At 44.7% G+C, this 13,475-nt stretch carries 16 protein-coding genes and 3 pseudogenes; 16 read left to right on the plus strand and 3 right to left on the minus strand.

The genetic code is table 11. The annotated features are described in order from the left end of the window. The first annotated feature begins 4 nt into the window (after nucleotides 1-4). From vcrH to sctB, 3 genes are read left to right on the plus strand one after another with little or no spacing between them, the layout of a single operon-like run. Nucleotides 5-496 carry a SycD/LcrH family type III secretion system chaperone VcrH gene (gene vcrH, locus CTN07_RS18545; protein ID WP_036766108.1) on the plus strand — a complete coding sequence of 164 codons (492 nt, stop codon included), beginning with the start codon at nucleotides 5-7 and terminating at the stop codon, nucleotides 494-496. A gap of 3 nt (nucleotides 497-499) precedes the next feature. Next, on the plus strand, nucleotides 500-1,621 hold the full coding sequence (sctE, locus tag CTN07_RS18550) for a type III secretion system translocon subunit SseC family protein (RefSeq protein ID WP_005306562.1): 1,122 nt from the start codon (nucleotides 500-502) through the stop codon (nucleotides 1,619-1,621). Between the two features lie 9 nt (nucleotides 1,622-1,630). Further along, entirely contained in the window at nucleotides 1,631-2,491 is an 861-nt protein-coding gene (gene sctB / locus CTN07_RS18555; protein WP_005306559.1) for a type III secretion system translocon subunit VopD, read from the plus strand. Nucleotides 2,492-2,611: 120 nt separating this feature from the next. Here sctB and CTN07_RS23275 read toward each other — a convergent pair whose 3' ends face one another. Both CTN07_RS23275 and CTN07_RS18560 read right to left on the minus strand, forming a co-directional pair. Next, a complete protein-coding gene (locus CTN07_RS23275) occupies nucleotides 2,612-2,734 on the minus strand; it encodes a hypothetical protein (RefSeq protein ID WP_256593872.1) in 123 nt (40 codons plus the stop codon). Nucleotides 2,735-2,754: 20 nt separating this feature from the next. After that, nucleotides 2,755-3,276, minus strand: a pseudogene (locus CTN07_RS18560) (IS6 family transposase); the annotation flags it as partial. 217 nt (nucleotides 3,277-3,493) lie between these two features. Here CTN07_RS18560 and CTN07_RS18565 point away from each other — a divergent pair. The 13 genes and pseudogenes from CTN07_RS18565 to CTN07_RS18625 all read left to right on the plus strand — a co-directional run bounded on the left by CTN07_RS18565 (nucleotide 3,494) and on the right by CTN07_RS18625 (nucleotide 12,750). Beyond that, entirely contained in the window at nucleotides 3,494-4,471 is a 978-nt protein-coding gene (locus tag CTN07_RS18565; protein ID WP_005306556.1) for a T3SS regulon anti-activator ExsD domain-containing protein, read from the plus strand. 12 nt (nucleotides 4,472-4,483) lie between these two features. Further along, nucleotides 4,484-4,912 (plus strand): YscB family type III secretion system chaperone, encoded by a 429-nt coding sequence (locus tag CTN07_RS18570; protein WP_036766107.1) that lies wholly within the window; start codon nucleotides 4,484-4,486, stop codon nucleotides 4,910-4,912. Continuing rightward, complete coding sequence (gene sctC, locus CTN07_RS18575) at nucleotides 4,912-6,786, plus strand: type III secretion system outer membrane ring subunit SctC (RefSeq protein WP_005306553.1); 1,875 nt, start codon at nucleotides 4,912-4,914, stop codon at nucleotides 6,784-6,786. The genes CTN07_RS18570 and sctC overlap by 1 nt, the downstream gene beginning before the upstream one ends. A gap of 5 nt (nucleotides 6,787-6,791) precedes the next feature. After that, nucleotides 6,792-8,093: a type III secretion system inner membrane ring subunit SctD gene (sctD, locus tag CTN07_RS18580; RefSeq protein WP_005306550.1), complete on the plus strand. Its 1,302-nt coding sequence runs from the start codon at nucleotides 6,792-6,794 to the stop codon at nucleotides 8,091-8,093. After that, nucleotides 8,080-8,286, plus strand: coding sequence for an EscE/YscE/SsaE family type III secretion system needle protein co-chaperone (locus tag CTN07_RS18585; RefSeq protein WP_036766106.1), 207 nt, complete (start codon nucleotides 8,080-8,082; stop codon nucleotides 8,284-8,286). The genes sctD and CTN07_RS18585 overlap by 14 nt, the downstream gene beginning before the upstream one ends. A 16-nt stretch (nucleotides 8,287-8,302) precedes the next feature. After that, complete coding sequence (gene sctF / locus CTN07_RS18590) at nucleotides 8,303-8,551, plus strand: type III secretion system needle filament subunit SctF (RefSeq protein WP_005306547.1); 249 nt, start codon at nucleotides 8,303-8,305, stop codon at nucleotides 8,549-8,551. 3 nt (nucleotides 8,552-8,554) lie between these two features. Next, nucleotides 8,555-8,911, plus strand: coding sequence for a YscG family type III secretion system chaperone (locus CTN07_RS18595; RefSeq protein WP_036766105.1), 357 nt, complete (start codon nucleotides 8,555-8,557; stop codon nucleotides 8,909-8,911). Beyond that, nucleotides 8,911-9,432, plus strand: coding sequence for a YopR/YscH family type III secretion effector (locus CTN07_RS18600; protein WP_005306541.1), 522 nt, complete (start codon nucleotides 8,911-8,913; stop codon nucleotides 9,430-9,432). Before CTN07_RS18595 ends, CTN07_RS18600 begins: the two co-directional genes overlap by 1 nt. Before the next feature lie 8 nt (nucleotides 9,433-9,440). Further along, the gene (sctI, locus tag CTN07_RS18605; RefSeq protein ID WP_036766104.1) at nucleotides 9,441-9,785 is read left to right on the plus strand and encodes a type III secretion system inner rod subunit SctI; all 345 of its coding nucleotides are present in this window, start codon (nucleotides 9,441-9,443) and stop codon (nucleotides 9,783-9,785) included. A gap of 68 nt (nucleotides 9,786-9,853) precedes the next feature. Then, nucleotides 9,854-10,585 carry a type III secretion system inner membrane ring lipoprotein SctJ gene (gene sctJ, locus CTN07_RS18610; protein WP_036766190.1) on the plus strand — a complete coding sequence of 244 codons (732 nt, stop codon included), beginning with the start codon at nucleotides 9,854-9,856 and terminating at the stop codon, nucleotides 10,583-10,585. Next, nucleotides 10,578-11,243, plus strand: coding sequence for a SctK family type III secretion system sorting platform protein VscK (gene vscK / locus CTN07_RS18615; protein ID WP_005306536.1), 666 nt, complete (start codon nucleotides 10,578-10,580; stop codon nucleotides 11,241-11,243). The genes sctJ and vscK overlap by 8 nt, the downstream gene beginning before the upstream one ends. Further along, the gene (locus tag CTN07_RS18620; protein WP_005306533.1) at nucleotides 11,222-11,857 is read left to right on the plus strand and encodes an HrpE/YscL family type III secretion apparatus protein; all 636 of its coding nucleotides are present in this window, start codon (nucleotides 11,222-11,224) and stop codon (nucleotides 11,855-11,857) included. Before vscK ends, CTN07_RS18620 begins: the two co-directional genes overlap by 22 nt. Nucleotides 11,858-12,034: 177 nt before the next feature. Further along, nucleotides 12,035-12,750 (plus strand): annotated as a pseudogene (locus tag CTN07_RS18625) (IS6 family transposase). A gap of 31 nt (nucleotides 12,751-12,781) precedes the next feature. Here the strand turns inward: CTN07_RS18625 and CTN07_RS18630 are convergent. Beyond that, a pseudogene (locus tag CTN07_RS18630) lies at nucleotides 12,782-13,366 on the minus strand (IS6 family transposase). Nucleotides 13,367-13,475 lie beyond the last annotated feature (109 nt).

Below are 13,475 nucleotides of genomic sequence, written 5' to 3' on the forward strand. Positions count from 1 at the left end.
AACAATGACTACACAAAACGCGGCAACTGACCCATCTCAAATGCAAGCAGAGGAGCTACTTTCGTTTCTAGAGGATGGAGGAACGTTAAAAATGCTGCACGACGTATCAGCAGACACTATCGAGCACATTTATGCGGTTGGCTACAACTTTTTCCAATCAGGCAAGGTAGAGCAAGCCGCTAAGGTTTTCCAACTACTTAGCATGCTTGATCATTACCAAGCGCGCTTTTTTATTGGTTTGGGAGCCGCTCGTCAGGAACTGAGTGAGTACCTGCAGGCGATTGATGCCTACAGCTACGCTGCGCTTGTGGATATTAATGATCCACGCCCACCTTTCCACTCTGCAGAATGTCACCTTAAGCTTGAGCAATTGACAGAAGCAGAGAGTGGGTTTTACAGCGCGAAGGAGATGTCTGCCGGGAAATCAGAGTATGCAGACTTGCATCAACGAGCAGACATCATGTTAGAAGCGGTGAGAAACAAAAGGAGTAACTAGAATATGAATTATATTGCACCTGACCGCACTCAGAGTCAGGTATACACACCTGACTCTGACCAAACTACGTTAGACAAGGTAACGAAGACCGCATCTCATGCGTCACCTTCTGTAACCGTTGAAAACGTAAAAAGTAAAGATGCTGAAGCATTGAACATTGGTAAAACTAAAGTTCAGCTTGATGCACCTAATGCCGCAGTAAGTGATAAGGTTAATGAACTTACGCTGAAAGCCATGGCTAAGCTACAAAAAATCGTAGACTCGATTGCCAAGGTTTTGTATGCGGTTGCCGACAATACGGGCTCACTAGCAGTGAGAATCATCGCAGGTTCTGTGGATGATTTTGAAGTAGAGCTGGCTGCAATCACAGACAAACTGAAGAGCGCTCAAAACGAGCTTAGAATTCAGGAAGTGAAAGTAGCGAAAGCGAAGCACGAGCAAGAAATGGCAGAAAACCAAGAGAAGATCAAAGAGTCTGAATCTGCGGCAAAAGAAGCTCAGAAGTCTGGCTTAGCGGCTAAGATCTTCGGTTGGATTAGTGCCGTAGCTTCGATAATTATTGGCTCTATTATGGTTGCTACAGGCATTGGTGCAGTAGCTGGGGCGTTAATGATTGCAGGCGGTATTCTTGGTGTTGTAAGTGCAACTATTCAAGAGCCCGCTGTACAAGACGCGATGAAAGAAGCTGGCATCAATATCGATGCTTTACAGAAAGCGATAATGGCTTTTGAAATTGCAGTCGCTGTCATTGGAGCAGTAGTAACTGTTGGTGCATTCTTCTCGGCTAGTATAGCGAAAATTGCAGAAATGGGTTCTAAGACCGCAACAATGACAACTCGAGTCATCAACCTTACCACTGAATCTATTGATATTGCTATTAATACTGGTAAAGGAATAACTGACTCTATTAACTCTAAAAAAAGTGCGAATGTCGCAACTATTCAAGCAGAGATTACTAATTTAAAATCAAGTATGACTCTTAGCCAAGCGGTTCTCGACAAGCTTAAAGAAGAGATCGCTAAGCTGATAGAAGATTTTCAAGAGTTGATGAGTGTCATCATGCAGATGATTCAGGCGAAAGGTGAAACGCTGCAAGCGGTGATGAGCCGTCCAGCAACAGTTTAAGGAGCGTTTATGTTAGATAAAATTGGCAATACTGGACGTACAGATCTTTACGGTTTGGGCGAGTTAGACAAAAGCACTAAGGCTGAAAAAGCGCCTGAGACGAAAACGGAAGCTGCGGCAATTCGTGGTAACGGTGAGGCTACAGTCTCAGGCCCTAAACATTACCAATTGGATGGTCCAAAAGCACCTGCAATCGGCGATCAAGCTAGAGTAGTTGAAAAGCTGATGAGCGCATTGGCGCCGACTGTGAATCTGCTAATGCAGACGACAGAAAAAGCTCTAAACGGTGAGCAGGTCATTAAATCTCCATCGGAGGTTGTTTCACAATCACTATCGCTGCTTACACTGCTTTACCAAGTGTCTAAGCTAAGCCGTGAGCAGCAAGTACTGCAACGTGAAATTGCCGTTGAAGCAAACGTAGCAAGCCTTAAGAGCCAAGCAGAAGAGTTGAACAACTCAGCCAAAGCGATGATCGCGATGGCGGTTATCTCAGGTGTGCTTGCAGGTATTACCGCAATCGTTGGTGTAGTTGGTTCAATGAAAGCAGGTAAGTACATTAAGCAAGAAGCTGCTGGTAGCGCGATCGCCGCAAATAAGTTTCAAAAGCAAATGGCTACTAATAACGCTGTAAACACGGTTATTCAAGCTATCGGGCAAATGGCAAATTCAGCTGCAAACGTAGAGCAAACTAAAGCTCAGGCTCGTAGTAAAGAAGACGAAATTCTAGCGACACACGCACAAGCATCTAAACAGAAAGCAGACGAAAACGTCGGCTTCCAAGAAGGGTTGCTAAAAGAGTTGCGTGAGCTGTTCCGCTCAATTTCTGATAGCCAAAATCAAGCATGGCGTGCATCTATCCCAACGGTATAGGTTTGCTATCAATTATCAAGGCGCTGGGAATACAGCGCCTTTTTGGGGTTCTGTCGCAAAGTTTATGTAAGGCGTAAGCGTGTCGAATTTCGGACACTATTATGCTATGAGCGCGTAAAATCACTCCCATACAGGCAAGCTTAGCTCGCCAACTTGACCTCGTTTGATTTGCGTCCAAACTTCTTGACCTGACATAGTGGCACTTGCTCCCTCAACAGATTTCCAACCAAGAGCCTGATACATCTTTTGTTTAATTGGCCTATGCTTTGCTCAACTATATTGTTGAGGTATTTCACGTCGATTATTTCTATTAAGTTCAGCATGAAAACGACACTTTTCTATAATTTGACGTTTATATGATGAAGAGCTCGAGCATTAGCGCCACTTTTATCAATAACAACTTGATCTGGCAATCCATTTGTTCGAATAGCCTTTCGTAGAAAGGCTTGAGCGGATTTTTCATCTCGTGTTTGACTAAGATAAAAATCTACAATATCACCGTATTTATCGACTGCCCGATAGTAATACCACCATTTCCCGTTGATTTTGATGTAAGTCTCGTCCATCCGCCATGAACTTGATACATAGTGTTTGCTCGTTCGTGCATTTTGCTCAATTAAGGGAGCAAAACGAATGACCCAACGATTCATGGTGGCATGATCGACTCGAATTTCTCTTTCAGCAAAAATTTCTTCGATGTCACAGAAACTGAGTTTGTACGCTACATAGTAGCGTATGGCTTGAAGGATTATGTCAGATGGAAAATGATAACCAGTAAATTGCATAAAAGTTTAAAGTCAGTAATTAGAGTTCTCAACTGCTCTCTGGTTCCCTAACTTTGCAACAGAACCCACCGTGAAATGTCTGACGACTAAAATTTTCTGACTAATTTTGAAAGGCATCAACTGGCGTAAACTCTATTATGCTCAGCGCAACAACGAACAACACTATTACCTCTACTTCCTTATGGATTGTTCGAAGTAGATGCGGAGAACAACACCAATGAAAAAGCTGCATTGGCGACGCCGTTCGCGTTATCCTAACAACATTGTGACGCAAAGGAAGGTCACTGTATTGCAGAGAGGCGTAAGATACGAAGGTTTAACCCAATCATCGCAAGTACCCAATGTTGTTAATATCAATCACCGACAACTGCTTAGTGAAGAGGTTCTGAGTTCAGAACAATTGTCTTTGCTGCTACGTTTGCTTGACCGCAATGTCGTTGATTGCTTATGTGCAAGCCAAGTGGTGAAAACCTATCAAAGGTTTGGTACCTCTTTAGACCGGTTTGCCATGCGCCTCTTTCTCGAGGTAGGTGGACAACTAAGTAACAATCATGTGTTGAGCTCTTTTGAGCAAAGGCTGGATTACATTAACTGCCAATTAGGGTTTCGCTTCAATTTGGCGTCCCCTAAAACGCTGATCCTGTCGATGTATTTAACCCTGAATGAGTGGGTGAACCGAAAGACAGATCAGACGGTGTTGCATGACACCATCCAGCTTGAGCAGTTGATTAATCAGCTGAGTATTCAGAAAGACTACTGGTTGAGACTGTCAACAGAAGAGAACAGTGCGATTTTTGCAAAGCAGCAGTTAGCACTGAACCAGAGCCAGCAGAGTGAACTGCCTGATTTTGTTGTTCTTAATGAACAACAAAATCAGGCAGTCGAATCCCACCAAGCAATGGTGGAAGAGTGGAAGCCAACGCTTGATAAGCTCAAAGGTCTATCTCAGTACGGCGAAACATCAGATAAGTTTATCTCAGAATGGAAAGTCTGGTGTGGCGAAGCTCGAGTACAAGCACCAGAGCTCAACGACGTGTGGGACGCTTGCGATCATGTGTACAGCGACTTAAATGCGGTTGCGAAGATTTGGCAGTGGTTTCAAGACATGCACACCGTTGGCAATGTGGATCACTACTATTTTGACATTCAGAGTAACCAGTGCGGTCAAGTTTGTAACCATCTCAGCCAGATTTAAATAGAGCTAAATATGTTAGATCAAATGATGAAATCTCTCGCGGCAACGCTTGGGGTAGGGGATTTTATTTCCTCAAATAATGGTTCCTACGATATCGAAGTCGATCAGATGCTGCTTAACATTCGGCAGCATTCATCATGGGTCTTGTGGGAAACAGTGCTCCCATTTCAGTTTAAACAGCACCTCGATTACCAAAAAGAGCAAACACTTAAGCATTGTATGCAGCTCTCTTTGAAGACTCTGCGAGACACGTGCAGCACACTGACGGTAAATAATAACGAACAGTTGATTGTGCAAGGAAAGATGAACATGGAAAGCGCAACCACAGAAGCATTATGCGCTCAGCTCTCCCAGCATGTGAATTTGGTCGAGCAATTTAGTGATGTGCTAGAGCATCAACGCGTTAATCATACCGTCAGCCACTGTATTTGGATTCCATAATGCTTGCCGTTTTAAAAAAACAACTACGCCGACTTGTTTGGTCTGTTGCATATACTTTGAGTTTGTTGGCGGCATTGTCTTTACACGCATCAGAGTTGGATTGGCCTGATCAGCCGTTTCGCTACTATGCCAACAACGACTCTTTAAAAGAACTATTGAATAACTTTGGTGCTAACTATCGTGTTTCTGTGTCGGTCAGTGACAAGGTCAATGATCGAGTCAGTGGTCGATTTACGCCAGAAGACCCAGCAGAGTTTCTTGATTATCTAGCACAGCTCTACAACCTGATGTGGTATTTCGATGGCGCGGTGTTGCATGTGTACAAAGCGACGGAAACCCGTTCACGACTGCTACAACTTGAACTTCTGACGGCCAATGAGCTGCGCAGTACTCTGATATCGACAGGGATTTGGGACTCTCGCTACGGTTGGCGTGCGGCAGAGAACAAAGGGCTGGTTTACTTAGCGGGCCCACCTAGATACGTTGATTTGGTTGTGCAAACGGCGGAAGCGCTGGAAAGCCGATTGGTTCAAAAGTCTAACTCTACTGATGAACTGTTTGTTGAAATTATTCCTTTGAAATATGCCTCGGCGACGGACAGAGAAATCACTTATCGTGATCAAGTGGTGACGGTGCCGGGCATTGCATCGGTATTGAGCCGCGTATTGTCAGGTGTGCAAACTCAGATCAAGGCAACCAAAGAGAGTGAAGAAACGGACATCAATACGGCTGCAACCACGACGAAGAATGTTTCTGTACACGGCGGTGCATCGGTTGAAGCAGAGCCAGGTTTAAACGCCATCATAGTGCGAGACACGCAAGCGCGCCTGCCTTTGTACCGCAAGTTAGTCGCTCAGTTGGATCAGCCACAGTCGCGAATCGAAGTGGCTCTTTCGATTGTCGATATCAGCGCTAATGATTTGAGCCAATTGGGTGTGGATTGGCGAGCGGGTATAGCGGTCGGTAACAATAGTATTTTAGACATCAAAACCACAGGTGACGTTGATGGTGGTGATGTGACGCTAGGCAGCGGGCAGACCTTTAAGTCACTGCTTGATGCGACCAACTTAAACTACTTGTTGGCTCAAATTCGTTTGTTGGAATCTCAAGGTAGTGCTCAAGTCGTATCTCGACCGACTTTGCTAACTCAAGAAAACGTTGAGGCGGTGTTGAACAACAGCAGTACTTTCTACGTCAAGCTGATTGGCAGAGAAATAGCAGCGCTTGAAAAAGTGACCTACGGCACCTTACTGCGAATCGTCCCACGTATTGTCGGAGACCGATTTGTTGAAAGACCAGAAATCAACCTGAGTTTGCATCTTGAAGATGGTGCGCAAATTCCAGATGGCGGTGTTGATAATGTGCCATCAATCCGCAAGACAGAGATCAGCACGTTGGCGACCGTAAAGCAAGGGCAGAGCCTACTCATTGGTGGTGTGTACCGTGATGAAGTCAGTCACCAACTGCGTAAAGTGCCTTTGTTAGGGGACATCCCATACCTTGGTGCCTTGTTTAGAAACACCACTGATACCACCAGAAGAACGGTGCGCATGTTTATTATTGAGCCGAGAATTGTTGTCGATGGCATTGGTGACAACGTGCTTATCGGTAGTAATGAGTATGACTTAAGACCGAAGCTCGGCACCTTGAACAATATTTCAAATAACAGTGCAGAACTGAAATCGGCACTCGCGCTCTACAGCTGTACATCTCAAGTGCAAGCGGAGCGTCATCAGCAAGATCTATTATCACAGGGCAAATCTTCGCTGTTATCACAATGTGAGCTGCCTTCAGGGCAAAAAGGATGGCGAGTGCAAATCAAAGAGTGTGATGGCTCAGAGAATCATTGCGTTCGACCATTAGAGGAGCAATAGCCTCAATGCAGCAATGGAAAATTCGTATTCTCTCTGGTGTTCATGCCGGAGTAGAGGTTACCTTACCCAATGATTCATTGGTGTTGGGGAGCGATGACTTCACCGCCGACCTTGTGTTGACCGATTCAGACATTAAGGCGAGTCACCTTGTATTGGTATGCGATGGCGATACTGTCTTACTGCGTGATTGTGATGAGGTTTCGATCAATAACGAGAGCGTTACGGTTGACGCTAATGAGATTGAATTATCACGCAACGCCTTGGTTTCGGTTGGCCGCTTAACGTTTGCGGTAGGGCATCTTGAAGATGACTTAGCGATCGATATCACGACGGAAGCCGCAGAAAAACAAGCAACACCGGTCAGCCATAAACCGTCATCAGGTTGGAAGCGAACAGTCTTGATCGGCTTAATGTGCAGCCTGATCCCAAGCGTGATATTTGCCGGTGTTTGGTATAGCCAAATCCGAGCCAGCAACAGCGATGCCATCACGGAAGCGGAGCCCATCGTTTTAGTGCGCAATATTCTGAGCGAATTGAAACTCGATGATGTGCGGGTTGAATGGAATGCCACGGCAAGGCAGGCAGTACTGGAAGGGTATGTCGAGGATAGAACCGCAAAACTGCAACTGTTGGGAAGAATTGACGCGCTAGGGATCAACTACAAAAGTGACCTGCGAACCATGGAAGAGATCCGTCGTGGCGTACGCTTTATCTTGCGTAACCTCGGCTATCACCAAGTCAAGGTTGATAATGGTGAAGAGATCGGCACGCTGCTCTTAACGGGGTACATTGATGATGCGAGCCGTTGGAGCCAAGTCGAGCAGATATTAGAACGCGATGTCCCAGGACTGGTCGCTTGGAAGGCCGAACTGCAAAGAGCGGGTGCCTATATGGATACGCTTAAAGCCTTGCTTGAAAAAGCAGAGTTACTAAAGAAAGTTCAGTTAGTAACAAGTGGCGATCGTATTGAAGTACGAGGTGAGTTAGACGATATCGAGACCACTCGCTTCTATGGCGTTACGAGGGATTTCCGTGAGCAGTATGGCGAGAAACCTTATTTGGTTTTGAAGTCCATTCCTAAAGTAAGCAAGGGAACCAACATCGATTTTCCGTTTCGTAGCGTGAATTTCGGCCAAGTCCCTTATGTGATTCTTACGGACAATGTTCGTTACATGGTTGGGGCTCGCACCCCTCAAGGGTATCGCATTTCTAGCGTCACCCCATCAGGAATAGAGCTGGTGAAAGGCGGGCGAGTGATCACGATCGATTTATGGTATGAAGGTGAAAATACCAATGACAAATCTTGAACAACTACTACAAAGCGACTCAGGGCAGGAACAGAAAGAGACCATTGTCCTCAAGTTCAAGCGTGCGCAATCTGCAGTTAAGCGCCAGCTCGATCTTGGCTGTGCCCCCCATGAATATCAGTTGCTACTCAAACAGCATGAAGCCTATCAAGCGGCCCTAGCTGTGATTGAAACTGTCGAATGCAATAAATAAACAAGAGGCGATACCTATGTCATTTTACGATGCGAGTAACCGTGTTTATCTCGATGATGTTAAAACGAAACTAGAAGAACAAGCAAAAGCGGCGAATGAAGCCGTGAATAAAGCTATCAAAAACTTAGAAACCAACGCTGACGACCCATCAAAGCTGGCTGAATTGCAGCACACGATCAACAAATGGTCGGTGATTTACAACATCAATGCGACCACGACTCGTGCTATCAAGGATGTGATGCAGTCGATTCTGCAGAAGGTGTAAGTTATGGAAAAAGACATGCGTTTGCTGCTGGCCGAAACGGCTTTGATGGCAACCGGTATGCATCGCCACGAAGAGGCAGAGACAATTGCGTCTTGCCTCGAATCCCAAGGGGATACCGAAGAAGTCGTAGCAATGATTCGTTCTATGAGTTTGATGAATCGTGGTCGCTACGAAGAGGCGCATCGCCTGCTTGAACCTGTGTGCGTGAACTCTCCTGACTTAGTCTGCTTAGCGGCTCTGGCAGCGGGTAAAGCAGGGTTAGCGAGCAAAGCGGAATCTTGGCTGGCAATGGCTTCAAAAGGCAGTGAAGAAAACCAAGCTTTTGCAACGAGCTTTTCTCAGGATATCAGGAACCTTTAATGAAGGTTGAAAACAACTCGCTCAACTATGCGCTCAGTCAGGTTCAGCAGCCAGACAAAGTTGATCCGCACTCATCAAACAAGATGAGCCGTTTGATGAGTGAAAGTGCATTAGACTACAGTTCATCAAACAAGAACGCATCGCCAGTGCAAAAAAGCACGGACATCGTCTCTCAGTCTGAGGCCAAAGTGACGGCAATTAAAGAGTGGTATGCGCTTAGCCAGGAAAGAAGCGTAAAAGGCACCGATAAAGCATCACCAGAGTTACTGGGCAGCTTTTCTGGACGTTTGCTAGCCGATCCTCCAAAAGACCGTGAGGAGCTAAAAGTGCTGCTGTCTGAGCATTTCCCTCTGGGCGCACAAAAAGAACAAGCACTTTGGCATAGCTGGGCCAAGTTGCAAGACATCCCTGATCAAGAGCTATTGTTAGACATGGTTCGGAAAGAGTTGAGCTTTGTTATACAAATCAACTCTATGGTCAAAAACATGCTGACTTACAGCCACAAACTAGAGCTCTCATAGGAACGCAGATGATCAATACGCAGTACACCGAAGTCATGCAGACGAATCTAGAGCAAGTGCAAGATGCGCAAGCTCAGGATGGGCTTAGCGAACGTTTCGATCAAGCGATGTTGGCCCCGGAAGGAAACAATGGTTTAGAAGGTGGTTTGTTAGAAAACATTAGCGAACTGAAAAATACCATCGATAACGCAAAAAGCAGTTTAACCGACAGTATGAAAATGGTGGGTGACGATCCTGCTCAGCTTTTGCAAATGCAATGGGCGTTGACTCGAATTACCTTTCAAGAGGAGCTGATCGCCAAGACAGTAGGTAAAACGACGCAAAACGTAGAAACACTGTTAAAGGCACAGTAGCCATGATGAAAGCAATAGTCATGACAAAAGCAGTAGTCACAATGAAGTCAGTCATCACAAGAAAAACAATGCGTGCAGTAAGCATGTTACTGGTTCTATTTTTGGTGGGTTGTCAGGCCGAACTTTACACCGGAGTGAGCCAGAAAGAAGGCAACGAAATGTTGTCAGTCTTACTTTCTGAAGGCGTCGTCGCCACCAAAGAACCGGATAAAGACAACACCGTCAAGTTAATGGTAGATAACGCACAAATTGCGTTTGCGATTGATGCGCTTAAGCGCAAAGGTTACCCAAGAGAGCAGTTCTCGACACTTAAAGAAGTCTTCCCGAAAGACGATCTGATTTCGTCTCCGCTTGCCGAGCGAGCGAGACTTATTTACGCAAAATCGCAAGAGTTATCGGCCACATTGTCACAAATTGATGGTGTGTTGGTAGCTCGCGTTCACGTGGTACTTAAAGACCAAAATCTTCGTCCTGGTGAGCGCCCAACGCCAGCATCGGCATCTGTGTTTATCAAGCATGCTGCGGATGTCGCGTTGGACTCTTATGTCCCTCAAATTAAGCTGTTAGTAAACAACAGCATCGAAGGGTTGAACTACGACCGTATCAGCGTGGTGATGGTGCCATCTTCGGAAGTTCGTGTGACGCCTCAAGGTAATCAATTCGAAAGCATTCTGTCGATTCAAGTAACCAAAGACACCGCAAGCCATCTGATTGTTATCCTTGTTTTCTTGGTACTGCTGATAATTGGCTCTAATGTAGCAACGTTTGCTTGGTGCCGCAGGAACGTGAAACGTGGTTAATTCCGAAACGCAGGCTTCTCAAATTCAGCATCAGTTTAACTATTGCCCTTGCAGTTATATTGACGAAAGTTGGGTAATGGAAAAACAGCCTTGGTTGTTAAAACTACAAGGCTGGAGAGACCAAGCGGCCATCAATCAGTGGTGTATTGAAGACTGGGCGTTATCGCCAATTACGGATCATACTTTTTACCATCCATACAACAGTCTGGCTTTACTGCCTGTAGAGGCAACAAATCGACTGCTGTTGATGATTGGAGGAATCATGCATTGCCAAGCGATGCGCCAAGTGGTGCTAAAGCAACCTAAACAGTGTCTTAATCAGGTCTTTGGGGTGGATGAAACACGTTTTTTGATCCAACAAGGACCGATGATGATTTCCAACTGGCCCAGCGGTTGGCAAAAGCCACTGCCAACCAGCCTCGATGAAAAAAGCTTTGAAAAGACAGCCCGAGAACAGGGGTATTTATGGGTCAAGTTCTTACTGGCAAAGTCACCATCAGAGCTAGTACAACGATGGCAATTTAAGCTCGATCGTCAACTGACGCTGACGGATCGCAGTGCAGATTGGTTGGATAACGCGCATCGCGATCTCGCATATCGACTTATCAAGAAAATCGCAAAACAGGTAATTCCTCAATGGTTTCATTTGTTGAAATAAAAACTGACAACTTGCAATTGGCGCCGGGCTTAAAAGTGCTCAAAGCAAAAGACTATGTGAGTTACTTAGATTCGCAGCATTTGGTTGAGGCGGCGCGCTCAAAAGCAGAAAGCATCATTACGAAAGCGGACGAAGCCTATGAGCTAGAGAGGCAGCGAGGTTATCAGGACGGCATCGATCAAGCGAAGATCGAGAACGCAGAAACCATGCTGGCAACGCTTGCTCGATGCAACGAATACTATCTTCAGGTCGAGCAAAAAATGACAAGCGTTGTGCTCGATGCCGTCAGAAAGATCATCAACAGCTTTGATGATGTGGATACCACTGCAAGTGTCGTGAGAGAGGCGCTCCAGCTTGTTAGTAACCAAAAGCAAGTGATTCTGCATGTACACCCAGAGCAGGTTACTGAAGTGCGGGAGAAGGTTTCCTCCATACTCAGTGATTTCCCTGAAGTGGGGTACGTTGAAGTTATTGCCGATGCGCGTTTAAAAAACGGCGGCTGCATACTGGAGACCGAGGTCGGTATTATCGATGCGAGTATCGACGGTCAACTGCAAGCGCTCAAGCAAGCTATTACTAAGCAATTGAGCGAACGCCAGCAGATACAGACTTAATGCGTTTATTTTTTCTCTCCGAAAGTCCAGCCATGCTGGGCTTTTTTATTTTCAGTGGCTGGCTATTTCTAGATTCAGCATCAATTTCCTCTCACTAGCATGCAATTGAAGGGACTGTTGCAAAAAATTCACTCAGTACTTAGAATTTCTATTTTCGGCATTTAATCTACCAACTCTATGACCAATCCTGAATTCAAATGGAAACACTTTGCTCCTGAGAGCATCCTTTGGTGTCTTCGTTGGTATGGTTCGACACCAATGAGCTACGCGAATATCAGATTTCAGTGAACCGTTCGACCATTTACCGTTGGTTCATTGAGTATTCCCCTGCATTACGTAAGAAGTTGCGTTGTTATCAATTTATTCGCGTAGATTCTTCGTGACAGCTTGATGAAATTTACGTCAAAGTGAAAGGAAAATGGTTTTATCTGTATCATGCTATTAATAAACAAGGTGAAACATTAGATTTTTACTTTTCTAAAAAGCGGAATAAATATTCATCATATCAGTTCCTTAAGCGCTGTTTAAAATATTATCCGCTAGATAAACAACCGAAAACGCTTAATACAGGCAAACATTCTTCCTATGGTAATGCAATTGCTCGTTTGAAAAAGGAGGGATATCTGCGAAAAGATATTAAGCAACGGCAAGTGAAATACCTCAACAACGGTATAGAATCTGATCATTCGCCCATTAAAAAGTTAATTATGGCGACGAGTGGCTTTAAAGTGCAAAAACGCGCATGGGCTACGCTCCAAGGGTTTGAATCAGTGCGAATGTTAAATAAAGGGCAATTTGATTTTTGGCTACGTCATGATGAACCTAAAACAAAAGTACTGGATAGATCCGCCTTTATGAATAGTCTCTTTAATGTTGATGCGATTTACGCGTAATTTAAAGTTAATTATAAGTCCAATATACCCATTAAATTATTTGCAACAGTCCCCAACCAAGAACCTGATACATCTTTTGTTTAATTGGCCTATGGCTTTGCTCAACTATATTGTTGAAGTATTTCACGTCGATTATTTCTATTAAGTTCAGCATGAAAATGACACTTTTCCATAATTTGACGTTCATATGATGAAGAGCTCGAGCATTAGCGCCACTTTTATCAATAACAACTTGATCTGGCAATCCATTTGTTCGAATAGCCTTTCGTAGAAAGGCTTGAGCGGATTTTTCATCTCATGTTTGACTAAGATAAAAATCTACAATATCACCGTATTTATCCACTGCCCGATAGTAATACCACCATTTCCCTTTGATTTTGATATAGGTTTCGTCAATTCGCCATGAACTTGATACTGGGTGTTTTCTCGCCCGTGCATTTTGCTCAATTAAGGGAGCAAAACGAATGACCCAACGATTAATGGTGGCATGATCGACTTGAATTCCTCTTTCAGCAAAAATTTCTTCGATGTCACGGAAACTGAGTTTATACGATACATAGTGGCGTATGGCTTGAAGGATGATGTCAGATGGAAAATGATAACCAGTAAATGGCATAAAAGTTTAGCTAAAAGTTTAAAGTCAGTAATTAGAGGTCTCAACTGCTCTCTGGTTCCCTAACTTTGCGACAGAACCTGCCTATCTATTCTTACCTATCATCAGAAAT

The sequence above is a fragment of the Photobacterium damselae genome (genome assembly GCF_003026815.1).
GTDB classification, from domain to species: Bacteria; Pseudomonadota; Gammaproteobacteria; order Enterobacterales; family Vibrionaceae; genus Photobacterium; species Photobacterium damselae.

Bases quoted from the DNA above. Each gene is read 5' to 3' on its own strand.
- vcrH (WP_036766108.1), top strand. From the start codon at position 5: ATGACTACACAAAACGCGGCAACTGACCCATCTCAAATGCAAGCAGAG.
- sctE (WP_005306562.1), top strand. From the start codon at position 500: ATGAATTATATTGCACCTGACCGCACTCAGAGTCAGGTATACACACCT.
- sctB (WP_005306559.1), top strand. From the start codon at position 1,631: ATGTTAGATAAAATTGGCAATACTGGACGTACAGATCTTTACGGTTTG.
- CTN07_RS23275 (WP_256593872.1), bottom strand. From the start codon at position 2,734: ATGTATCAGGCTCTTGGTTGGAAATCTGTTGAGGGAGCAAGTGCCACT.
- CTN07_RS18565 (WP_005306556.1), top strand. From the start codon at position 3,494: ATGAAAAAGCTGCATTGGCGACGCCGTTCGCGTTATCCTAACAACATT.
- CTN07_RS18570 (WP_036766107.1), top strand. From the start codon at position 4,484: ATGTTAGATCAAATGATGAAATCTCTCGCGGCAACGCTTGGGGTAGGG.
- sctC (WP_005306553.1), top strand. From the start codon at position 4,912: ATGCTTGCCGTTTTAAAAAAACAACTACGCCGACTTGTTTGGTCTGTT.
- sctD (WP_005306550.1), top strand. From the start codon at position 6,792: ATGCAGCAATGGAAAATTCGTATTCTCTCTGGTGTTCATGCCGGAGTA.
- CTN07_RS18585 (WP_036766106.1), top strand. From the start codon at position 8,080: ATGACAAATCTTGAACAACTACTACAAAGCGACTCAGGGCAGGAACAG.
- sctF (WP_005306547.1), top strand. From the start codon at position 8,303: ATGTCATTTTACGATGCGAGTAACCGTGTTTATCTCGATGATGTTAAA.
- CTN07_RS18595 (WP_036766105.1), top strand. From the start codon at position 8,555: ATGGAAAAAGACATGCGTTTGCTGCTGGCCGAAACGGCTTTGATGGCA.
- CTN07_RS18600 (WP_005306541.1), top strand. From the start codon at position 8,911: ATGAAGGTTGAAAACAACTCGCTCAACTATGCGCTCAGTCAGGTTCAG.
- sctI (WP_036766104.1), top strand. From the start codon at position 9,441: ATGATCAATACGCAGTACACCGAAGTCATGCAGACGAATCTAGAGCAA.
- sctJ (WP_036766190.1), top strand. From the start codon at position 9,854: ATGCGTGCAGTAAGCATGTTACTGGTTCTATTTTTGGTGGGTTGTCAG.
- CTN07_RS18620 (WP_005306533.1), top strand. From the start codon at position 11,222: ATGGTTTCATTTGTTGAAATAAAAACTGACAACTTGCAATTGGCGCCG.